The organism is Belliella pelovolcani (assembly GCF_900156785.1).
GTDB lineage: Bacteria > Bacteroidota > Bacteroidia > Cytophagales > Cyclobacteriaceae > Belliella > Belliella pelovolcani.
On the sequence record NZ_FTOP01000013.1, the window covers coordinates 89,200 to 110,294 of the forward strand.

Consider the following 21,095-nt stretch of genomic DNA (forward strand, 5'->3'; position numbering starts at 1 on the left):
TAATTCGATTGTTTGATATATAAGGTTGCTGTTGTTAAATTAAATTATTAGGTTTAAAGCTCAAATAAACCAAAGACATGAAGAGATATCAGTTTGCCAGTTTTTTAACACTTCTACTTACCTGTTTTTCATGTAATGTCAACTCACATAAAGAAGTGACTTATGAGTTGACCTCAGCTGGTGATATAAATCTAGCGATAGATGAAACCACCCCTGATTTTAGTATGGGTTTGCAGTATGTTGATTCTTCAGATGAATTAGTTTGGAACATCAATTGGACTACTAATTCGCTACAAATATATGATTTGGGCAAAGGAGAATTGATCAAGACTATTTCAATGGAAAAGGAAGGAGATGGAGGAGTAGGAGAGATCATGGCATTTCATGTTCACAATATGGATAGTATTTTTGTTTTTCCATTTAGAGGAGCTGGGTTCAGTTTGATAGATTCAAGTGGCAACTTAATCAACCGCTTCAAATATCCATTACCAGAGAATCATACTTTGGGCTTTGTTCATAATATCAGTTATGTCAGCCCTCCAGTTATCGTAGGAAATGAGATTTATTTTAAAACAAGACCTGGGATCGTAAATAACTACCGTGAGATGTCGTCAAAAATGTTGGCTGATTCACACCTTGCCTTCAGAATGAATTTGGATGATTTAAATCCTCAATTGGTTCCGCATCATTATCCCTCAGATTACTTAGCAAATGGCTTCAAACGATTTGAATTTAGCTCTGCTCAAGGAAGTGGGAAAATTGTCTATTCTTTTTTTGGAGATCATCAGCTCTATTGGGCAGCAGACTTTGATTCTCCACTTCAGCAAGTCTCAGCTAAAAGTAAATACTTGAAAGATCAATTACCCCTATTCCCAATTGATGGAGCGACCTTGGAATCCCAGAAATATAGCAATGCTTCTGCTAGGTATGACAACTTGCTTTATGATCCATATCGGGAAGTGTTTTACAGATTTGCTTACCCTGAGCTTGATGTCAATACAGAAGAGGAAGTCAGGGCGCTTCGAAACAACCCAGGGCCGTTTGTGGTGATGGTTTTTGATCAGAATCTCAAGCTTGTAAGTGAAAAGTATTTTGAAGGGGGGAGGTACTTACCTTTGAATGCTTTTGTTGGGAAAAAAGGGTTGTACATTTCCACTAATAATCCTGATAACCCAGAAAATCAGGAGGATTTGATGGGATTTGAGATTTTTGTGTTAGAAGAAATCTAAAACCATTGTTATAACATGTTGTTACTTTTCTCATAAATTTGGGTATAGAAACCAAAATTCGAAAGATAGGCAATAGCAGTGGGAATATTTTGCCTAAAGCATTGATTGACAAATATGAGCTTGCTGAGGTGGTAATTGAAGATCATGGTGATGGCATTATGATCAGGCCAGCTTCTAAATCCATATTTCAGGTGAAAATGGAGGAAGCTCGAATAAACAAAAAGTCCATTTATTCAGAAATGGAAAAAGAGGCTTCTGATCCTGAGACTAGATCATATTATGAGCAAGGAGTTGAGGGATGGGGTGATATTGATACTGAAATCATTGAATGATGAAAAATGGAGAAGTGTGGCTGGTGAACTTTGAACTTCAAGTTGGTCAAGAAATAAAAAACACTAGGCCGGCAATCATTGTAAATGATAATTCCCTTGGGGTTTTGCCTTTGAAGACTGTTGTTCCGTTGACCGATGGGACTAAGGAACCAAAAAGTTGGATGGTTCTCCTAAAGCCTAATCAATTCAATGGATTACCGAATACCTCTTTTGCAGATTGTTTTCAAGTAAAGAGTTTGTCTGAAAAAAGGTTTGTGAAGAAAATTGGAGTACTTACAGAACTTGAATTAGCTGAAGTCAAGGTTTCTTTGGCGAAAGTGTTGGGCTTGATTTAGAGTTTTGCTTGTGAAGCTAAAATAGATGAAAAAGCAAAATATATATCATCAAAAACTTGCCTCTATACGATACACTATCGTATTTTTGTAAAAACTTAATTTTATGAAAGTTACAGCTATAATTTCCAAGGAATTGATTGAAGAAGCCATGGAGCTTTCTAAAGCTGATACGATCACAGAGACATTGAAGGTGGCCTTAGTTTCTTACATCCGTTCTCAAAAGGTCAAGCAAATAGGAGCCGCTATTGTGAGTGAGCCATTTGAGTTTAAATACTCTGCTCAGGAATTGAGAGATTTGAATCGCCGATGAGAGGTGTCGTTTTTGATACCTCTATCTGGATTGAATACCTGAGAGGTAATCCGGATGTTTTTTTGACATGTCAGGAACTGCTGGAAGATAATCGGGTGTTTGGGCTAGAGTTGATTTTCGCTGAATTATTACAAGGGGCCAAAGGCAATCGAGAGGTGGAGACCATTATACAATTGGCCAATCTTATTCCAAGTTTGGATGAGCCTTACCAAATTATTGAGTCAGGTTTACTGTCACAAAAAGAAAACTTGGTGAATCAAGGGGTTGGTTTGATTGATGCCGTTATTTTTCATGCGGTAGCAAAAAATGAATTGAAGCTTTGGACTTTGGATAAAAAGCTTAGGAGGGTAGTGGGGTATGAACGTTTGTTCCAAATTGGATAGTTTTCTTAATGAGATTAGGTTTAGGTTTCACGCAATGGGCGCAACGATTAACGCAACGACCGCAAAGTTGAAGTGAGAGTAATTAGTTGAATCATCTCTTTCTTTTTTCCTTATCCAGATATTCCAAGGTATTTATTCTAATAATTATTTACATGCTCCCAGTATATCGGCGGAGGCTTATTTCTATTTTATATCGCGAAGCATATTTCAATTTCTAGATGGTCTTTCTTGTGTCTATTGTCTCACATCTAATGTCTTTCAATCAATTGCCGTCCAAATGTCGGGTGAAATCCTCCCATTTTTCGGGCTATATTTGTAAGAATCCAACCAACTTGCCATGGTCAAACAAAATATTCACAACATGCAACAACCGCAACTAGGCCAGAAAATCCAAGCGTGGAGAAAGGCCAAAGGAATGACCCAAGAGGAATTGGTAGAAAAATGTAATATCAACGTGCGAACCATACAGCGTATAGAAGCAGGTGAGGTGATGCCGAGGTCCTACACAGTAAAGGCTATTTTGGAGGTATTGGGTATTGATATGGAAGATTCATTTTCTAAAGTCCCAAGTAGTGTAAATAGTCTATTCACTCCTCAATTGAAAAAAATATTTTTAACATCGGCAATTTTAGGTTCCATTTATTTTTTGATTTCATTTTTGGAATTTTATTGGGATAGCAACTTATTTTTCGGAACAACAACAGAGATTCCTTTCTATTATATTCCTTTGAAAATTGCGGTAGGAGTGACTCTTTCCATCTTTTTCTTAGGTTGGTTTAAGCTTGGAGAAACACTTGAATCTGGATGGATTCGGTGGGGATCTATTTTTTTAATCACGGTAAACATAAGTCTTATTACTTTGGATATTATCTTGCTGGGTCAAACTCTTATTGATTATAAATTATTTGGATTCGTTAAGGTATTGTTTTTGGGAATTTCTTTAATCCCGCTTTCAATAGGATTGATACATCAGCAAAGGCAGATGGGAGTTCTTTACCTTACAGCTGGTATTGTAGGTCTTTTGACAGCTTTTTGTTTTGTTTCTTTTATTTTTGCGACTGTCGGATTATTGTTCCTAACATTATTCGATCTAATGTTGATCTATTTATTATTTTCAAATTCTAGTCAAAAGGAACCTAGACGGATTGAAGGAGTATTGACTTAAATTTTATAAATTTAAATCCAAATAAACCTATCTCTATTCATTTCTAGATTTAGGGTTAGGTTTTATATTTTTGACCATGTCGCAGCAAACTTTAGCTTCCAAAGCATACGAACTTATTACTGACGAAGGAGAAGAACGGGCCTGTGAGGCTATTTCAGAAAGGGCATGTAAGGAAACTCCGGGGAATTTTTTCAAAAATGTCTTCAGTGGAGCCCTCTCCAAATTTGCAGAGCAGTTGGTCAGTCCCGGGACTACTTTACCTTGGATCTTGTCTGCTTTGGGTGTGCCCAATGCTTTTACAGGAGCATTGGTACCCATCAAAGATGCCGGGTCCTTGCTGCCGCAGTTGTTTGTATCTGCTAAAATCAGAGCTTATGCCATCCGAAAGTGGTTTTGGGTGATTCCTGCATTGGTACAGGCTTTAGCTTTGGTCGCTATGGCTTTTGTGGTTTTGGGAACAGAGGGGAGTGCTGCAGGTGTTTTAATTTTAAGCCTTTTGTTGATTTTTAGCTTGGCCAGCGGTGTAGCCAGTATCAGTTTCAAAGATGTGGTAGGCAAGACCATTCCCAAAGGGAAAAGAGGACAACTCTTGGCCATGAGATCGACTATAGGGGGGATTTTGACTTTGGTAGGAGGCGTATATATTCTACAGGATTTGGAGGGGGAACAGGATCAGAACCTTTTGTTTTGGTTGGTAATGGGAGGAGCAATACTTTGGATACTTTCAGCTTTGCTATTCTCACTGATTGCAGAAGAAAAGGGGGGCACAGAAGGAGGGAGGTCACCGGTGAATGAGATCAAAAATGCCTGGAAATATTGGAAGAAAGACAGCAACCTTCGCCGGTTTATTTTTACCAGGGGGCTACTGATGGCGATTCCTTTGGCACAGCCCTTTTTCGTGGTCTTGGGTAAAGAGGAATTGGGAAGTGAAGTAAATAATCTGGGAATCATGGTAATCTCGGCAGGTATTGCCAATATCGTGAGCAGTCCATTTTGGGGCAGATTTGCAGATCAGTCCAGCCGCAAGCTGATGGTATGGGTTTCTGTCCTTGGAATGGTCAATATTTCGCTGATGGCCTTATTTCCTTTTTGGCCGGATAGTTTGCAAAACATTTACGTTTTTGCAGCCCTTTTCCTGATTCAGGTGATGGCCCATGGAGGTGCTCGGCTGAGTAGAAAGACCTACCTTGTGGATTTTGCTCCTGAAAAAGAAAGGCCCTTATATGTCTCTCTTTCCAATACTATGATCGGGATTTTCACCTTACTTGCTGCAGGCTTGGGGAGTTTGTCTTCCTTTTTCGGGGTGCAGGTAATGCTGTATGTCTTTGTTGGCTTGTTGATGATTGCTTTATGCTTGACATTCAGACTCAAAGAAGTCTAGTTGAATTCAATGTGAAATTTAATTTGACCATTGATGTATTTTTGATGTAGTCAATTTTTAGCCTTAGCGACAAGTAATGATTTGTTTTGGTTATGCTAATATCTTGGAATGAGTTTAGCAACATCAATTGAATTTAACCCATAATACAATGACCAAAACACAAACTTACACCGTCAAGATTGCACTGATAGTAGCACTTGGCGGATTTTTGATGGGCTTTGATGCTTCAGTGATTTCAGGAGTCGTCAAGTTTATAGAGCCTGAATTCAATTTAACCAAACTTCAACTTGGCTGGTCTGTAGCTTCACTGACGCTGACTGCTACTTTGGCGATGATGGTGGCAGGACCTTTAAGTGATAAGTTCGGTAGGAGAAAGGTTTTGCAGTGGTCTGCGATTTTATTTGCAGTCAGTGCGATAGGTTCTGCACTTGCACCTACTTTTCTTTTGTTGGTCATAGCGCGAATGCTTGGCGGATTTGGCGTTGGGGCTTCTTTGATATTGGCTCCAATGTACATTGCTGAGATAGCCCCTGCCAATATGCGGGGAAGGTTGGTGTCATTCAATCAACTTAATATTGTTATTGGTATTTCTGCAGCGTTCTTTTCAAACTATTTGATCTTAAAATTTGCAGGTTCTGGAGCTGATTAGGCTTTAACTATAGGCTTGGACAAATGGAATTGGAGATGGATGTTAGGGATAGAATTTTTGCCTGCTTTACTCTACTTTGTTGGATTATATTTTGTCCCTAAAAGCCCACGTTGGTTGGTGATGAAGGGTCAGACAGATCAGGCGCTGTTTATCATGAAGCAATTTACAAATGTAGAAGATGCACAGAAGCAGATACATGATGCTGCACACAGTATTGAAGAAGAAAAAGACAAGGAAAAAGTTAAATTGACTGAATTTTTCAAACCCGCATATAGATGGGTTTTATTGATAGGTGTAGTGGTTGCAATTCTTCAACAAATCACGGGAATTAACTCCGTATTCTTCTATGCGCCGATGATCTTCGAACAGTCAGGTATTGGTACCGATGCATCTTTTATTCAAGCAATTCTGGTTGGTTTGACAAATTTGGTATTTACTATTTTGGCAATTTTATTTATTGATAAATTGGGCAGAAAACCTCTTCTGGTAGGTGGATTAGTAGGGATAGCCTTATGTATGAGTTTGCTGGCTTATGGATTTGGTTCTGCTACTTATCAATTGACCGATGAAAGTATCATATCGTTGCCTGAGCAATTGGATACTTCTCGGCTAGAGAATATGATTGGAGTGGTTTTCGATAATGATGTGAAGTTCAAGCAAGCACTTAGGTCCTCTCTTGGTGAGGCAGATGCCTTGGTTTACGAATCCCAAGCTATTACGGCATCGATCTCAATGAACCCTATGATTATTTTGATAGGGATTTTGGGCTTTGTGGCTTCTTTTGCCATATCCATTGGTCCAGTGATGTGGGTCTTATTTTCGGAACTTTTCCCAATCAATATCAAAGGAGCTGCCATCTCTTTTGTTGGTTTTATCAATTCTTTGGTAAGCTACTTGGTTCAGCAATTTTTCCCATGGCAATTAGATACTTTCGGAAGCAGTACAACTTTCTTGATCTATGGCTTATTTGCTGCGGTGGGAGTAGTGTTTGTAATTATGGTGGTGCCAGAGACAAAAAATAAGTCATTGGAAGAACTAGAAGGGATTTTAATTAAAAAGTAATATTTAAAACTCAAACCTTATGATCATGAATACGAAAGTCGGGAGCGTTAGAAATACATGGAGTGGTGCACTGATAGCCATCGCGCTATTATTTTCGGCATGTACAAATAGTACAGAGTCGGAGGAGACTTCACTATTACTGGGAAGTGAGGAGAACTACGTAGTAGAAGTCCTTGCGAAAGATCTCCATGATGCTTCCACATCCACTATCAAAGGTCAAGCAGAGACTGAAGAAACTGTATTAATTGATGCGGAGAATTGGATTGCAATAACGGCAAATTTTGAAGAAGCTGGAAGGTACCAAGTTCAAGTAGTTGCTAAAAATGCTGCTGAATCAAGCAGTTTAGTTTGGCTAGAGGACTATTACGATAACCCTGATGACAGAAATTATGATGTCACAGGTAAAATAAGTTTTTCAAATAGGGATGCTTTTGAAGTATCTGGAGTAGATGGAAGTCCATTTAACAAAGGTAAACACAATATGAAATTACATGTATCGGAAGGTGCTGTCCATATAGAAAAGGTGATTTTTACTTTGATGATGCCGCATAGCGCTTCAGAGAAAATTTTAGAGCAAGCGACTTCAGGTGAGACATGGACTTTAGTATGGTCAGATGAATTTGATGGAGATACGATAGATGAGAGTAAGTGGACATATGATTTTGGTGATTGGGGTTGGGGTAACAACGAACTACAGTACTACACGGCAAGCCGAAGTGAGAATGCGAGAATTGAAGATGGCCATCTAATCATCGAAGCGAGAAAGGATGATTTCGATAAAGCATGGACCTCGGCACGTTTGACGACTAGGGGTAAAGTAGCATTTCTTTATGGAAAGATTGAATTCAAAGCCAAGGTTCCTAGTCTCAAAGGCAACTGGGCTGCCGGTTGGACTTTGGGCAATACCTATGTCGATGAAAAAGACTGGCCATATTGTGGAGAAATTGATATTCTAGAAAGTGTAGGGTATGAGGTAGACAATGAAACTGGTGATGGAATTGCCCATGCGACGGTGCATACTCCTGCGTATTATTTCAAAATCAACAATCAGATTTCAAGTCAGAAAGCTATTCCTAACATGGCTAGCGAATTTCACACTTATGCCGTAGAGTGGACTCCTACAGAGATCAAAATGCTTGTCAATGATGAGGTCTATTATACTTATGATAAAAATGCGAATGAGAAAGAGTGGCCATTTCACATTCCTCAGAATATCATCCTCAATCTTGCCATTGGTGGAGGCTGGGGTGGTTCTCAAGGTCTAGATCCAGAGATGACAAGTCAAGAATTTATTTTAGACTATGTAAGAGTCTACGAAAAGCGATAGAGAAATGAATCAGAGTTATTTTAAAATTGCGGATCAACCACTACAATTCCAAAACGAAGAAGTTTCAGGTTCATTTGTAAAAATGGGTGAGGGTCTTTTTTATAAGGTTAATCACGTAGATCAGATGCCACCTTTTTTCATGTCTATCGTGAGTCATGATGAACACTGGATGTTTATCGGGTCTAATGGGGCATTGACTGCAGGTAAAAGGAATGAGGAGCAAGCACTTTTTCCATATTATACCGATGATAAAATCCTTTCCGCTGAGGGGAAAGTTGGTTCAAGCACTACAATTAGAATTCATATAGAAAATGGTCAAAAGCTGTGGAAACCATTTTCTGATACTTACAAAGGAATCTATGCGATAGAAAGGAATCTCTATAAAAGTCAATGGGGCAATGAAGTGATTTTTGAAGAAATTAACCATGATTTAGGATTAGCTTTTAGTTATTCTTGGCAATTTTCTTCAAAATATGGCTTTGTCAAAAGGAGTCATCTTCACAATATAACAGCCAAGCCATCTAAGGTCGAAGTTTTGGATGGTGTGCTAGAATTGATGCCTTTCGGCGTTTCTTCCCAACTTCAATTGCAGCGCAGCAATTTGGTCAATGCTTATAAAAGAAGCGAACTTGACGCTAAGTCAGGTTTGGGGATTTTTGCGTTGAGCTCTCAAATTGTAGATCGAGCTGAACCGAGCGAAGCTTTGAAAGCGACTTTAGCATGGTATAGTGGCGTAGAAGCTAAACATGTTCTGTTGTCTTCTTTGCAGCTAGAAAATTTTTGTAAAGGCAGAGAGATATGGACTGAACATGATATCAAAGGAACTCCTGCATCCTATTTGATCAGTTTTGATGAAAATCTAGATGAAGGTCAGCAGATTGAATGGAGCATTTGCATGGATATCTATCAGACTCCAGCCCAAATCAATAACCTGATCAATCAACTGAATAAAGACAAGAAAACTGTTTTGTCGGACTTGAAAGCTGACTTGGATCAAGGGAAGAAAATTTTAAAAACCTTGGTAGGTAAAGCAGATGGTCTTCAAATGACAGCAGATCCAGCAGTCATCAATAGGCATTTTTCCAATGTGCTATTTAACATCATGAGAGGGGGGATTTTTGAAGATGATTATCAGATTGACGGAAGGGATTTCTTGGAATATGTAAAAGCAATCAATCTTGAAGTATATGATCAATTCCAATATTTTTTCAAAGAGATTTCAGGATACGAAACCTATCAATCCTTGAATCAAAAAGCGCTGAAAGAGAATGCTAGCGACCTGATTCGAATTTGTAAAGAATATTTACCCTTAAGCTTTAGCCGGAGGCATGGTGACCCAAGTAGACCATGGAATAAGTTTTCGATTGATCTAAAGAATCCTGATGGGAGTAAGAGAAGAGCTTATGCTGGTAATTGGAGAGATATTTTTCAAAACTGGGAAGCCTTGGCTGTATCCTATCCGGAATTTGTGGAGGGGATGGTGTTCAAATTTCTCAATGCTTCTACCATTGATGGCTATAATCCTTATAGAATCTCTCGGAATGGGGTAGACTGGGAAGTGACAGAACCAGAAGACCCATGGTCTTATATTGGCTATTGGGGAGATCATCAATTGATTTATCTGCTCAAATTATTGGAGTTGGGGAAAAAGCACCAGGCTATTTCGCTGAAAAATCTAGCTAATCAAGATTGGTTTGTGTATGCTAATGTCCCTTATAGAATCAGATCTTTTGAGGCCATAATGAAGGACGCTCAAGATACTGTTGATTTTGATGAGCAGCTTGAGAAAAAGATTCAATCTAGGGCTCAAAAACTAGGGGCAGATGGGAAGCTTCTTTTTATCAATGATCAGTACATTTTAAAGAGTAACTTCCTAGAAAAACTAATGATTCCTTGGTTGACCAAGTTGGGTAATTTTGTTCCTGATGCGGGTATCTGGATGAATACACAAAGACCAGAGTGGAATGATGCCAACAATGCCCTAGTAGGCAATGGGACCTCGATGGTAACCCTGTATTATATGTACAGATTCACGGATTTTATAGAAAAATGGTTGAAAGAAGAGTTGACCGAGTCCGTGGTACTGCATCAAGAAGTCGCCGATTGGTTGCAGGGTATGTTCGATGTTTTGCTCAAATATGAGCAAACTTTAAGTCGAGGATTCTCAAGTAAGGCTAGGTTTGAATTTGTCCAAAAACTGGGGCTAACTGCCGAAGCTTATAGAAATCAAGCTTATGCTGGATTCAGTGAAGAAAAGACTTCCATTGAAATATCTCAGTTGTTGGATCTATTGAAATTGACCAAACAGTATCTTGAGAAATCCATTCAAAACAATAAAAGAAGTGATGGGCTTTATCATGCGTACAACCTGATTGATATCAAAGAGGGCGAGATTTCAGTTGATTACTTGTATGAAATGCTAGAAGGGCAGGTGGCTATCTTGACATCAGGTTATTTGAATCCTGCGGAAAGTTTAGCTTTGCTTGATCAGATGAAAAATAGCGAATTATATAGACCTGACCAATACAGCTATTTGTTATATCCAAATCGAGATTTGAAAGGATTTCTACATAAAAGTATAATTCCCCAATCCTCCTTAGATGAAATTCCTCTTCTCAAGGATATGATCAATAAAGGAGACGTACGTATCGTTCATCAGGATCATCAAGGGCAAGTGTATTTCAACAGTGAGTTTAACAATGTAAAAGCACTAAGGAAATCCTTGGAGGAATTTAAAAATACTGATGATTTGGTGAAGATTGAAGCACTCTACGAGCAGGTTTTCAATCACAAATCATTCACAGGTAGATCAGGGACATTCTTTGCTTTTGAAGGTTTAGGTAGTATTTATTGGCACATGGTTTCCAAGCTGCTGTATGCCGTAGGGGAAATTCTAAGCGAAAATCAAGATTTGGAAGCAAAAGTTAAAGGGAGATTGGTTGATCATTATTATGAAATCCGTGCAGGAATCGGGGTGAATAAAAGCCCAAAATTTTATGGTGCTATTCCTACAGATCCTTACAGTCATACCCCAGCTCACAGAGGTGCGCAACAGCCTGGTATGACAGGTCAAGTCAAAGAGGATATTCTCAATAGATGGTTTGAATTAGGAGCTCAAGTGATTGATGGATGTATCGCTTTCAATCCGAATTTCTTATCTTCTAATGAATGGTTGACAGAAAAGCAGGATTTTGAATATGTCAATTTACAAGGTAAGCTAAATACAATTGAGGTAAGTAGAGAATCTTTGGCTTTTACATATTGTCAGGTCCCGATTATATATAAAAAGGGTTCCAAAGCCAAAATTGATGTGATTTATAATGACTCAGATGAAAGTCAGTCAATTCAAGGTCGTGTACTACCTCAACAATTGTCTAAATTGATTTTCTCAAGGTCGCATAATATTGAGAAGATTGAAGTGAGTGTTGAGTAAAACTAAAAATGGAAATGGTCGCTATACCTCAAAGAGATGTAGCGACCATTTCTTTTATCTTTTTCAAGATTTCAGCATTTTTTGGGCTTTCGGTGGTGATTTCAAGGATTTTTGGATTTATGGATTCGTTATAAAACTCATTCAATCCAATTTCTAGACTTTCATCGTCATGGGCAGTGATGTATTCAAATCCAAAATCCTTAGCCAGATTTGCTGCTGTCAATGCTTGATTGGTTTCAAAAAATTCTTCTAGTTCAGGTTGCTTGGCTGGTCCATCAATTAATCTAAAAATTCCCCCCGCATGATTGTTTAAAATGACGATTCGGAGATTTGGCATGGCGTAATTATGCCAAAAGGCATTTCTATCATAAAAGAATGCCATGTCTCCTGTAATCAAAGTGACAGGAGACTTTGTGGTAAATGCGCAACCTACAGCTGTGCTATTACTTCCATCTATGCCACTCGTCCCTCGGTTACATATAATTTCTTGATTTCGAAGTCCAAGAAAGTTTACATATCTCACTGACATGCTATTGGCCAAATGGATTTTAGCATGATCAGGTGTTGCCTTGAGCACCTTTGAAATGGCTTTGTATTCTCCAAAATTAGCTTTATCTAATGCATTGCTAAGATTTTCCTTAACCATATCATCCAAGGATTTCCAACGATTGAAATATGCTCGGTTTTCTGATAGCTTTAGATTTAAAAACTCAAGAAAATTCTTAGGAGCAGTATGGATAAAATTGGTCAAGGATTGATAGGTGTCTGGACTATATCCTGCATTTTGAATGTGCCAATGTGCTGCTTGGGTATTTCTTAAGAATAACTTCAAACTTTTGGAAATAATTGATTTCCCAAAAGAAATAATCAAGTCAGGTTGAAGCTGCTGCTGAATCGATGTATGGCCAATAAAGTGATCATGGAATGAAATAGTATGTGCTGATTGTAAGTTGGAAATGGTATCCGTTACCACAACAGCCTTTCCGCTCGAAGCAAGTAAATCAATTGATTCTTGTATCTCAGCGTTTGGCCTTTGTTGGCCAGGAATGATTAGGATTTTTTGAAATGATTTGAGTTTTTCCTCCAATTGAGTTTCCTGAGTTGAAGAAATCATGGACTCAGTAGAAAAAATTTCAATATTTTTAACTGCCTTGAATTCAAATTGCTCACCGACTTCTGGGTAAAAAGGTTCTCTGAGTGGAATATTGAGATGAACTGGACCAGCAGGATATTGATTAGCCAAATTAATGGCCTCGTTGACCATGCGTTGTGCATGCCACACCTTGTCTTTATGGCTGAATTCATCTGGGAAGTCAAAGGATCCTTTGACATGATTGCCATAAATCTGAGACTGGCGGATGGTCTGACCATCCCATTGGTCAATCCACTCAGCAGGTCTATCAGCTGTGATGACAAGAAGGGGGATTTGCTGGAAGTAGGCTTCTGCTACGGCAGGAGCGTAATTATAAGCAGCAGATCCAGAGGTACATACTAAAGCTACAGGTTTCTCCAACTGTTGAGCCATTCCAAGCGCAATAAAAGCAGCAGTTCTTTCATCTGATACCGTTCTACACTTGATTTCTGGATGTCTGGCAAAAGCCAAGGTAATAGGTGCGCATCTCGATCCGGGTGACAGGATGGCGTTTTTGATGCCTTTTTGAGCACAAAGAGATACAAGATCGATGATAGGTTGGATGATCAAGGCTTAATTGTTGAGGTTGAGGTGTTTGCCGATTATTTCACATTTCATTTCTGTTTCTTCCCATTCTTTTTCAGGATCAGAGTCTTCGGTAACGCCTGCTCCAGCATAAAGTAAAGCGGCACCATTTTTAATTTGTGCTGTTCTGAGATTGACATAAATGGATGTTTCTCCCTCTACATTTACAGGCCCAATGAATCCCGCAAAGAGAGATCGGTCTAAATTTTCATGTTGAGATAAAAAATCAAAAGCAGCTTGTCTTGGCATGCCACAAACTGCGGAGGTAGGATGAAGTAGCTCTAGCATAACCGTCCCTAACTGAGGGAAGTTAGTGGTTGCCATATTTACCTTGAAATCTGATCTCAGGTGAAGTAAATTTCCAGCTAAAACTGTTTTAGGGCCGATTTCTTCGTATTCTCTTAATCTAATTTTTTTAAAACAATCAACAATATACCTAGAGACTAAAGCTTGCTCTTCGATTTCTTTTTGTGTCCAAGCGGCATTTTTCAATGGATTGTCGCCAAGTGCTTTTTGAGTGCCCGCTAAGGACATGGTATAGAATTCGTTCCCTTTGGTTTGAATCAATACTTCTGGAGAAGCACCGATCCAGGTTCCCAATTCTGGTAGGTGGAAAAAGTTTATAAAAGCATTGGGATAAGAATTCAAAAGACTTTTGAATGATTGAACAAGGTCAAAGCTTTCTTGTAAAGCTACCTTTTTCATTTTGGCAGGGACGATCTTATTTAAATGGCCGTCTTTGATAGCTTGAATTCCTTTATCCACTAGCTTAATGAACTCTATTTTACTGCATTCGAAGTTTTTATTGAGAGCTTCTTTTGTTGAAGATTTTTTTAAGAAAAATTGGTTAAGGATTGATTTTGCTTTTTTACCATCTTGATCCATTGTTTTAGATATAGATAGTTGTGTTTCAATGGGTAAAGAAAGATCTAGCTTGATGTATTCATCAGCCTCAAGATAATAAGCTTTCTTGTCATGTTGATCTACAAAAGGGTGAATGATAAATCCAGTGGTCAATTCCTCCAATTGTGGTGATATGCGCTTGGTTTGACCGGATTTATCAACGAGTATTTGCAAAAATGGTGATTTTGGTTTTCTCCAAACGGCAAACTGATGTCCATCTTCAATTAGCTCTGCGAAAAGCTGTTCTAGATAGCGTTCCAGACTTATAGTATCTTGATCTAATGCAACCTGCATGTTTATTTTTTATCGATGACAGCCATGGTGATTCTACTTATACAACTCAAATCACCTGATTCTGTGAAAATTTTTATCTCCCAAATTTGAGTTTTTTTACCCAAGTGAATAGGCTTGGTAATCCCTCTGACCAAACCGTCTCTAACAGATTTAATGTGATTGGCATTGATTTCTAAACCCACACAGTATTGTTTTTCTTTATCTACGATCAAGGTGGCAGCCACACTCCCCAATGTCTCTGCTAAGACTACATTCGCTCCTCCATGTAACAGACCTAGGGGCTGTTTGGTTCTAGAATTTACTGGCATAGTAGCTTCAAGGAAATCTTCTCCAATCTTTGTGAATTGAATATCTAAAAAGTCTGTCATGGTATCGATTCCCCAATTATTGAGGGTTTCAAGACTAAGGTTTGGAGGAAAGATCATGGATTCTGGATTAAAAGCTTTTTATTTGAAGTCCAGAACAAAAATAGAGAATCTTGTTAAGTAAAAAAATATATCTAGTCCGTCATGGACAAACAGATTACAATCTAAAAGGCGTGGTCCAAGGTAGCGGTATTGATGCACCTTTGAATAGCAATGGAATCAAACAGGCAAAAGCATTTTTTGAAGCATATAAGCATATAAAATTTGAGAAGGTATTTTTCACTGGGTTGCAGCGTACAAGACAGTCAGTCCAAGAGTTTTTAGACCTTGGGATTCCATATGAATCTATCTCTGAGTTGAATGAAATCAGTTGGGGTAAATATGAAGGTCAGCCTATGACCCATGAAGAGAATAAATACTACCTACACATGCTGGAGAGATGGAGCAAGGGTGATCTGGATTATGCGATTGCTGGTGGAGAAAGTCCCAATGCTGTGGCAAAGAGATTGAAGCATGGAATTGAGCGGATTTTGAACCAAGATCATAAAACCATATTGATATGTATGCACGGAAGGGCAATGAGGATATTATTAAGCCTGCTGATGAATTATGACTTGCGGTATATGGATCAATTTAAACACCAAAATCTTGGTCTCTATGAATTGAACTTAGATGATGCGGGAGTTTTTAAGATTATCAAATACAATTCAGGTGAACACCTTATGGATTTGACTTAAAAAGTTTATTCGATTTTTTAGACTTTTGGTTCTTGTCTTCAAGATTAGCAAGCAGCTTTTGATAAATCCCTTTAGATTCATCAAGATCTATGATTTGGAAAGCTACTTCATCCAAAGTAGCGATTTTTTCTTGGTTGATTCTGATAATGAAATCACCAATCATACACTTGTCAATTTGTTGATGGCTGGTTTTGACAAGGATGGCTGCATCAGAATTTCCTGAATAGGATTTGGTTTGGAAGATATTCATCAAACTGAGCTCAATATATTCAGGGCTTGTTTTATTTATTTTCAATTCTGATTTGTCAAATAAGATTAAAAACGTCTTTTCATTCGGATTTTTGGCGAAAACCGAAGTAAAGATGTAAAAACATAAAATTGTCAGAAACAAATTTTTCATAATCGAAATGTATGAAAATTAAACCGATTAGTCAAGATAAAGGTTTTAGTATTGATTAACATCCAAAAAAAATATAGCAAAAAAAAGACCCGATTATTCGGGCCTTTATTATTTATGCTTTAGTTCCTCTTTTCTTCTTTGGAGCTTCCTCTTCTATTTCATCTTCAACTCCAGAAAATATTCTACCACAGTGTTCACATACTATCAGTTTCTTTTGCTCTCTGATGTCTGCCTGTCTTTGTGGAGGTACTACGTTGAAACAACCACCGCAAGCGCCTCTTTTAACGAGGACAACGGCAAGGCCATTTTTAGCGTTAGCTCTGATTTTTGTGTAAGACTTAACTAACCTGTCTTCGATTTTCTTAAGAGCTTTTTCTCTATCTGCTCCAAGTTTAGCTTCTTCAGCTTCACTTTCTGCTACGATATTGTCTAGCTCACCTTTTTTATTGTCAAGGTCTTTATTTCTGTCTTTAACGACTTCTTTTAACTCTTCAAGATCAGCTTTTTTTGTCTCGATTTTTGCTTGAGCTTCTCCAATTTTCTTTTTGGAAACTTGGATTTCTAAATCCTGAAGTTCTAATTCTTTAGTAATGGCGTCATACTCTCTGTTGTTTCTGACGTTCATCTGTTGTTCCTGATACTTTTTGATCAGTTTTTCAGATTCTTTGATGTTTTCTTTATGCTTTTTGATATCATCTTCAAGAGACTGGATATCAGCATTGAATTTATCGATTCTGGTTTCATAACCAGCGATTTCATCTTCTAAATCTTGAACTTCTTCAGGTAGGGCTCCTCTAACTTTAACAATGGCATCAAGGCGGGAATCAATCTTTTGAAGGTTATGTAGTGCTTCAAGTTTCTGTGCAACGGTACTTTCCATGTACTATAGGTAAGTTATGGGATTAGTAACTATTTTTGTAAAATAGAGTGCAATATTAGTGAATTTTTGTGACAAAAGCTCCAATAATAATTCTTTTGTAAATATTTCGCTTTCATAATGCCCAATGTCGCAAATAACTATTTGATTATCAGCGTCAAAGAATTCGTGGTATTTAACATCAGATGTGATAAAGATTTCAGCCCCTGATTTTTTGGCTGCATTTAATAGGAATATACCGGATCCACCGCAAATTGCAACTTTTTTAATGGGCTTGTTGATCAGCGAGGTATGTTTGATTACTTGTAAGTTCATCCTAGACTTAAGGTGTGCCAAAAAATCTTTTTCGTCTAGTGCGTTTGATAATTCACCGACCATTCCTGCACCTACTTCTTGATTCTCGTTTTCTAATTGATGGATATAATAAGCCACTTCTTCATATGGGTGGGCTTTTTTTAATGCCGTTATGATTTGTCTTTCCAAATGAGAGGGAAACATAACCTCAATTTTTATTTCTGGTACTTTCTCTGGATTGTTTTTTCTTCCAATCGTAGGGTTCGCATTTTCCGAAGGTATGAATGTACCCGATCCTTTGCTGATGAAGCTGCATCCACTATATTCTCCGATTTTACCTGCACCTGCATCAAACAATGCTGTCATGACTTGTTCCATAGCTGCTGAAGGCACGAAAGTGCTCAGCTTATTTAAGATCCCCTTTTTTGGTGATAAAATTTTTGTTTTTGTCAGTCCAATTTTATCTGCTATTTTCTTATTGACTCCATGCGCTACATGATCTAGATTGGTGTGAATTGCAAAAATGGCGATGTCATTCTTTATCGCTTTGACGATAGTTCTTTCGACATAATTTTTACCTGTGAAACTCTTGAGGCCTTTGAACACAATCGGGTGGTGTGCGACTATAAGGTTACATCCTAAAGAAATCGCTTCATCTACTACTGCTTCGGTTGCATCAAGTGAGCAAAGGATTCCATTTACCCTTGCACTGGGATCACCTGTGATGAGTTGAGCATTGTCATAAGATTCCTGATAGGCAGGAGGAGCGATGCTATCTAAAAAAGAAACAACTTCTCTAATCGTATAAACCATAGATTTTGTATTAATTTGTTGATCAAAATTAATCAAAATTACTCAATGCGTTGGTTTGAACCTTTGCTTTTCCCTTTTTCATTCATTTATGATACGGTTACCCGCTTCAGAAACCATCTATTCGATATAGGTCATAAAAATTCAATCAACTTTGATATCCCCACCATAGTAGTTGGAAATTTGAGTCTAGGTGGTACTGGGAAAACTCCATTTACTGAGTTTTTGATAAGAATGCTTGCGGATGATTTTAAAGTGGCCACATTAAGTAGAGGTTATGGGCGTAAGACCAGTGGATTTGTTCTCGCTGATGAAGGCAGTGATGCAAACCAAATAGGAGATGAACCATTTCAGATATATGAGAAGTTCAAAAATAAAATTAGTGTAGCAGTTGGGGAGGATAGAGTGATGGCAATTCCTCAAATAATTACAGAAAGACCTGATACAGAAGTGATTTTGCTAGATGACGCCTTCCAACATCGCTACGTAAAAGGGGATATAAATATTATGTTGACGACATTCCAAAAGCCTTTTTTTGAAGATAATGTAGTGCCGTTGGGCACATTGAGAGAGGCGAGGAAGGGTGCATCCAGAGCTGAAATTATTATCGTCACCAAATGCCCAAATCCAATTGATACGGGAACAAAGGAATCTTACATCAATGAAATCAAAAGATACAATAAAAAAGCAAAGATATTTTTTGTTGGACTAAAATATGGACTACTTCAAAATGTATTGGGTGACCGTCAATCAGTTCCTTCAAACTTTGTGCTGGTATCGGGAATAGCTAATGATCAGCTTTTTAGAAAAGAAGCGGAGAAAAAGCATCAAATATCATATCATTTTTCATTCTCAGACCACCATCATTACAAGTCTGATCATATAAAAGAGATTGTTAGTAAGTGTAAAGAAGTAAAGGAGTCGGGTATTTTAACTACCGAAAAAGATGCAGTTAAACTTAAAGCTTCTATCTTTCGTGATTATTTGGCAGAAATTCCGATTTTTGCCATGCCGGTGGAGATAAATATGGAAATCAAAGATGCCGATTTTATCAAAGAGTCGATTCTTCAAGTCATCAAAGAAAAAGGATATAGCGAGTGAGTTTTAGGTTAATTTCTTCAGTTTTTATGCTCTTAATGCTGTTTTCAGCAAGAGATATATTTGCTCAAAGACCAACTCGTATCCCTCCAGTTACACAAGTTGGTAGAGAAGTCCAGCCTGATCAAAGGCAGACTGGAAATGAGCGAAATACAAGACAAGAAGGTGAAGATCAGCAAGGGGGAAGGAGAAAGCTTATTGATGATTCTACGCAAATGGTCTTTGGACCGAAAACCACTCTTTATTTTTTCGAAAGAGATATCAAAAGGAATCGCCTCAAAAAGCATGAACTGGATACTTTATTAAATAATTTTCATTATTACGAGCCAGTGGCTAAGTCAGGATGGAAATACCAAGATTTAGGAAATATTGGGACAGCCGCCCAATCGATTTTTTATCAAGCTCCTCTGATGATAGGTACTACATCTGGTTTTTACGCATATGATTTATACCACCAATCTCCCGATAGTGTCAAGTATTACGATACTAAATCTCCATTTACAAATATGGAGTTGTTTTTTGGAGGCGGCAACAGAAACATGATGGACTTGGAGTTTGCCAGAAATGTCACTCCTAAATGGAATGTAGGCTTTACACTTAATACCATCAGAGCTAGGAAAGTACTCAATCCTAACCGAAGAGACGATAATCAGACGGTAAAAAATGCTTATGTTTTTCAGACTAGTTACAAGTCAGATAATGATAAGTACTTATTACTTGCGAATTTTTCGAGGACTAGACATGTGGTAGCAGAGCAAGGGGGTATTATCCCTCCTTCTGTGGATAGTACATCATTATATTTTACTTATGAAGATGCAAAGGTCTGGCTGAGAGATGCTAGTGCGGTAGATTTGAGGCAAGACTATCATCTTTATCACGAGTATGAGTTATTAAAAGGCTGGCAAGTTTATCATGTTTTTGACAAAAGGAAGCAAGACGTAACCTTCAAATCAGCACTTTCCAGTCCATCTAGTAATTTCTTTGATTTATATAATCCAGAGAGGTTCAATAGACTAGACAGTACGATCAATTACAATCATTTTTCTGAATGGAGAAATGAGATGGGATTCAAAGGTGATTTTGGACCTGTGTATTATAATGCATTTGCAAAGTTCAGAACGGGAAGGATGAGAGGTAATTTTCAAGTTGATCCTTTTGGTTTTGACGAGCTTTCGATTGGCGGAGCTTTAAGAGGCGAAATCAACGATAACTGGAGGTTTGAAGCTGAAGGGGAATATTTAATACCTAGTGCCTTTAGGATTAATGGTAAATTTATTTCGCCATTCTTGGAAGCTTCATACACCAAGGCATTGTATAAGCCTACAGCTATGCAGATGCTTTATAGAGGGAATCATCATCGTTGGAGCAATAGATTTTCAAATATTGGCTTAGATCAAGTTCAAGGTGTAATCAAAGCTGATTTCAAACGATGGAGTATCAGGCCAAATCTTACCATAAATAGGGTTAGTAATTTTGTCTTTTTTGATGAAAACCAACAAGCAGCACAAGCAACAGGTGACGCTTTTATGTTGATCCCAGGTGTAAAGACAAGCTTCAATGTTGGTGGTAAGCTGTATTGGGAGACCGAAGCATATTACACTTTAATCACTGGTGATGGCTCCGATAATTTTAGAATTCCAGAGATTTTTGCCAATAGCAGGATTTACTTTGATAGTCCAATGTTTAATGAAAATCTATTTATCCAAATTGGAATAGATGTTCGTTATAGTAGTGAATATTTTGCAGATGCCTACAGCCCTGCAATGCAACAGTTTTATTTGCAGGATTTGCAGCAGCAAAGATTTGGAGTTGCTGGGTATCCAGTTTTTGATTTTTTCCTAAATGCAAGGATTAACAGAACAAGAATATTATTGAGATACAATCACGTGAATGACAACTTACTTTCAGTACCTGGGTATTTTGTAACACCAGACTACACAGGGCTAAAAGGATTGTTAGACGTAGGGATCTCTTGGCCTTTATTTGATTAAGTT

At 38.0% G+C, this 21,095-nt stretch carries 19 protein-coding genes and 1 pseudogene; 14 read left to right on the forward strand and 6 right to left on the reverse strand.

The features are described from left to right. Window positions 1-77 precede the first annotated feature (77 nt). The 11 genes and pseudogenes from BW935_RS13880 to BW935_RS13925 all read left to right on the forward strand — a co-directional run bounded on the left by BW935_RS13880 (window position 78) and on the right by BW935_RS13925 (window position 11,606). Entirely contained in the window at window positions 78-1,229 is a 1,152-nt protein-coding gene (locus BW935_RS13880) for a DUF4221 family protein (RefSeq protein ID WP_076502383.1), read from the forward strand. A 38-nt stretch (window positions 1,230-1,267) separates the two neighbouring features. Further along, a complete protein-coding gene (locus BW935_RS13885) occupies window positions 1,268-1,561 on the forward strand; it encodes an AbrB/MazE/SpoVT family DNA-binding domain-containing protein (RefSeq protein WP_076502384.1) in 294 nt (97 codons plus the stop codon). Next, window positions 1,558-1,896: a type II toxin-antitoxin system PemK/MazF family toxin gene (locus tag BW935_RS13890; RefSeq protein WP_217695370.1), complete on the forward strand. Its 339-nt coding sequence runs from the start codon at window positions 1,558-1,560 to the stop codon at window positions 1,894-1,896. The genes BW935_RS13885 and BW935_RS13890 overlap by 4 nt, the downstream gene beginning before the upstream one ends. A gap of 103 nt (window positions 1,897-1,999) precedes the next feature. Beyond that, window positions 2,000-2,206 (forward strand): type II toxin-antitoxin system VapB family antitoxin, encoded by a 207-nt coding sequence (locus BW935_RS13895; protein WP_076502386.1) that lies wholly within the window; start codon window positions 2,000-2,002, stop codon window positions 2,204-2,206. Then, window positions 2,203-2,589: a PIN domain-containing protein gene (locus BW935_RS13900; protein WP_076502387.1), complete on the forward strand. Its 387-nt coding sequence runs from the start codon at window positions 2,203-2,205 to the stop codon at window positions 2,587-2,589. Before BW935_RS13895 ends, BW935_RS13900 begins: the two co-directional genes overlap by 4 nt. Window positions 2,590-2,926: 337 nt before the next feature. Next, window positions 2,927-3,754: a helix-turn-helix domain-containing protein gene (locus BW935_RS13905; RefSeq protein WP_076502388.1), complete on the forward strand. Its 828-nt coding sequence runs from the start codon at window positions 2,927-2,929 to the stop codon at window positions 3,752-3,754. A 76-nt stretch (window positions 3,755-3,830) separates the two neighbouring features. After that, complete coding sequence (locus BW935_RS13910) at window positions 3,831-5,135, forward strand: MFS transporter (RefSeq protein WP_076502389.1); 1,305 nt, start codon at window positions 3,831-3,833, stop codon at window positions 5,133-5,135. A gap of 148 nt (window positions 5,136-5,283) precedes the next feature. Further along, a pseudogene (locus BW935_RS18705) lies at window positions 5,284-6,318 on the forward strand (sugar porter family MFS transporter); the annotation flags it as partial. 207 nt (window positions 6,319-6,525) lie between these two features. Further along, the gene (locus BW935_RS18710) at window positions 6,526-6,846 is read left to right on the forward strand and encodes an MFS transporter (protein WP_245802707.1); all 321 of its coding nucleotides are present in this window, start codon (window positions 6,526-6,528) and stop codon (window positions 6,844-6,846) included. 25 nt (window positions 6,847-6,871) lie between these two features. Then, entirely contained in the window at window positions 6,872-8,173 is a 1,302-nt protein-coding gene (locus tag BW935_RS18120) for a glycoside hydrolase family 16 protein (protein WP_175606674.1), read from the forward strand. A gap of 4 nt (window positions 8,174-8,177) precedes the next feature. After that, entirely contained in the window at window positions 8,178-11,606 is a 3,429-nt protein-coding gene (locus tag BW935_RS13925) for a hypothetical protein (protein ID WP_217695373.1), read from the forward strand. Window positions 11,607-11,634: 28 nt separating this feature from the next. Here BW935_RS13925 and menD read toward each other — a convergent pair whose 3' ends face one another. From menD to BW935_RS13940, 3 genes are read right to left on the reverse strand one after another with little or no spacing between them, the layout of a single operon-like run. Beyond that, on the reverse strand, window positions 11,635-13,308 hold the full coding sequence (gene menD / locus BW935_RS13930) for a 2-succinyl-5-enolpyruvyl-6-hydroxy-3-cyclohexene-1-carboxylic-acid synthase (RefSeq protein WP_076502390.1): 1,674 nt from the start codon (window positions 13,306-13,308) through the stop codon (window positions 11,635-11,637). A gap of 3 nt (window positions 13,309-13,311) precedes the next feature. After that, window positions 13,312-14,520: a chorismate-binding protein gene (locus tag BW935_RS13935; RefSeq protein WP_076502391.1), complete on the reverse strand. Its 1,209-nt coding sequence runs from the start codon at window positions 14,518-14,520 to the stop codon at window positions 13,312-13,314. Between the two features lie 2 nt (window positions 14,521-14,522). Further along, on the reverse strand, window positions 14,523-14,945 hold the full coding sequence (locus BW935_RS13940; protein ID WP_076502392.1) for a hotdog fold thioesterase: 423 nt from the start codon (window positions 14,943-14,945) through the stop codon (window positions 14,523-14,525). 53 nt (window positions 14,946-14,998) lie between these two features. Between BW935_RS13940 and BW935_RS13945 the strand changes: the two genes are divergently transcribed. Further along, on the forward strand, window positions 14,999-15,622 hold the full coding sequence (locus BW935_RS13945; RefSeq protein WP_076502393.1) for a histidine phosphatase family protein: 624 nt from the start codon (window positions 14,999-15,001) through the stop codon (window positions 15,620-15,622). Here BW935_RS13945 and BW935_RS13950 read toward each other — a convergent pair. From BW935_RS13950 to BW935_RS13960, 3 genes are all read right to left on the reverse strand, one after another. Beyond that, entirely contained in the window at window positions 15,606-16,022 is a 417-nt protein-coding gene (locus BW935_RS13950) for a hypothetical protein (RefSeq protein ID WP_076502394.1), read from the reverse strand. The genes BW935_RS13945 and BW935_RS13950 overlap by 17 nt on opposite strands. A gap of 112 nt (window positions 16,023-16,134) precedes the next feature. Continuing rightward, window positions 16,135-16,902, reverse strand: a complete 768-nt coding sequence (locus BW935_RS13955; RefSeq protein ID WP_076502395.1) for a zinc ribbon domain-containing protein — start codon at window positions 16,900-16,902, stop codon at window positions 16,135-16,137. A gap of 3 nt (window positions 16,903-16,905) precedes the next feature. Further along, window positions 16,906-18,006 (reverse strand): Nif3-like dinuclear metal center hexameric protein, encoded by a 1,101-nt coding sequence (locus BW935_RS13960; RefSeq protein ID WP_076502396.1) that lies wholly within the window; start codon window positions 18,004-18,006, stop codon window positions 16,906-16,908. Window positions 18,007-18,051: 45 nt separating this feature from the next. Here BW935_RS13960 and lpxK point away from each other — a divergent pair, with 45 nt between their 5' ends. Beyond that, window positions 18,052-19,104 carry a tetraacyldisaccharide 4'-kinase gene (gene lpxK / locus BW935_RS13965; protein WP_076502412.1) on the forward strand — a complete coding sequence of 351 codons (1,053 nt, stop codon included), beginning with the start codon at window positions 18,052-18,054 and terminating at the stop codon, window positions 19,102-19,104. 35 nt (window positions 19,105-19,139) lie between these two features. Continuing rightward, window positions 19,140-21,092, forward strand: a complete 1,953-nt coding sequence (locus BW935_RS13970) for a putative porin (RefSeq protein ID WP_084565957.1) — start codon at window positions 19,140-19,142, stop codon at window positions 21,090-21,092. Window positions 21,093-21,095: the final 3 nt, after the last annotated feature.

Excerpts from the sequence above, each read along its gene's own strand:
- BW935_RS13970 (WP_084565957.1), top strand. The coding sequence starts at position 19,140 with ATGCTGTTTTCAGCAAGAGATATATTTGCTCAAAGACCAACTCGTATC.
- BW935_RS13940 (WP_076502392.1), bottom strand. The coding sequence starts at position 14,945 with ATGATCTTTCCTCCAAACCTTAGTCTTGAAACCCTCAATAATTGGGGA.
- BW935_RS13955 (WP_076502395.1), bottom strand. The coding sequence starts at position 16,902 with ATGGAAAGTACCGTTGCACAGAAACTTGAAGCACTACATAACCTTCAA.
- BW935_RS13895 (WP_076502386.1), top strand. The coding sequence starts at position 2,000 with ATGAAAGTTACAGCTATAATTTCCAAGGAATTGATTGAAGAAGCCATG.
- BW935_RS13905 (WP_076502388.1), top strand. The coding sequence starts at position 2,927 with ATGGTCAAACAAAATATTCACAACATGCAACAACCGCAACTAGGCCAG.
- BW935_RS18710 (WP_245802707.1), top strand. The coding sequence starts at position 6,526 with ATGATTATTTTGATAGGGATTTTGGGCTTTGTGGCTTCTTTTGCCATA.
- BW935_RS13910 (WP_076502389.1), top strand. The coding sequence starts at position 3,831 with ATGTCGCAGCAAACTTTAGCTTCCAAAGCATACGAACTTATTACTGAC.
- BW935_RS13900 (WP_076502387.1), top strand. The coding sequence starts at position 2,203 with ATGAGAGGTGTCGTTTTTGATACCTCTATCTGGATTGAATACCTGAGA.
- BW935_RS13935 (WP_076502391.1), bottom strand. The coding sequence starts at position 14,520 with ATGCAGGTTGCATTAGATCAAGATACTATAAGTCTGGAACGCTATCTA.
- lpxK (WP_076502412.1), top strand. The coding sequence starts at position 18,052 with ATGCGTTGGTTTGAACCTTTGCTTTTCCCTTTTTCATTCATTTATGAT.
- BW935_RS13925 (WP_217695373.1), top strand. The coding sequence starts at position 8,178 with ATGAATCAGAGTTATTTTAAAATTGCGGATCAACCACTACAATTCCAA.
- BW935_RS13960 (WP_076502396.1), bottom strand. The coding sequence starts at position 18,006 with ATGGTTTATACGATTAGAGAAGTTGTTTCTTTTTTAGATAGCATCGCT.
- BW935_RS18120 (WP_175606674.1), top strand. The coding sequence starts at position 6,872 with ATGAATACGAAAGTCGGGAGCGTTAGAAATACATGGAGTGGTGCACTG.
- BW935_RS13890 (WP_217695370.1), top strand. The coding sequence starts at position 1,558 with ATGATGAAAAATGGAGAAGTGTGGCTGGTGAACTTTGAACTTCAAGTT.
- BW935_RS13880 (WP_076502383.1), top strand. The coding sequence starts at position 78 with ATGAAGAGATATCAGTTTGCCAGTTTTTTAACACTTCTACTTACCTGT.
- BW935_RS13950 (WP_076502394.1), bottom strand. The coding sequence starts at position 16,022 with ATGAAAAATTTGTTTCTGACAATTTTATGTTTTTACATCTTTACTTCG.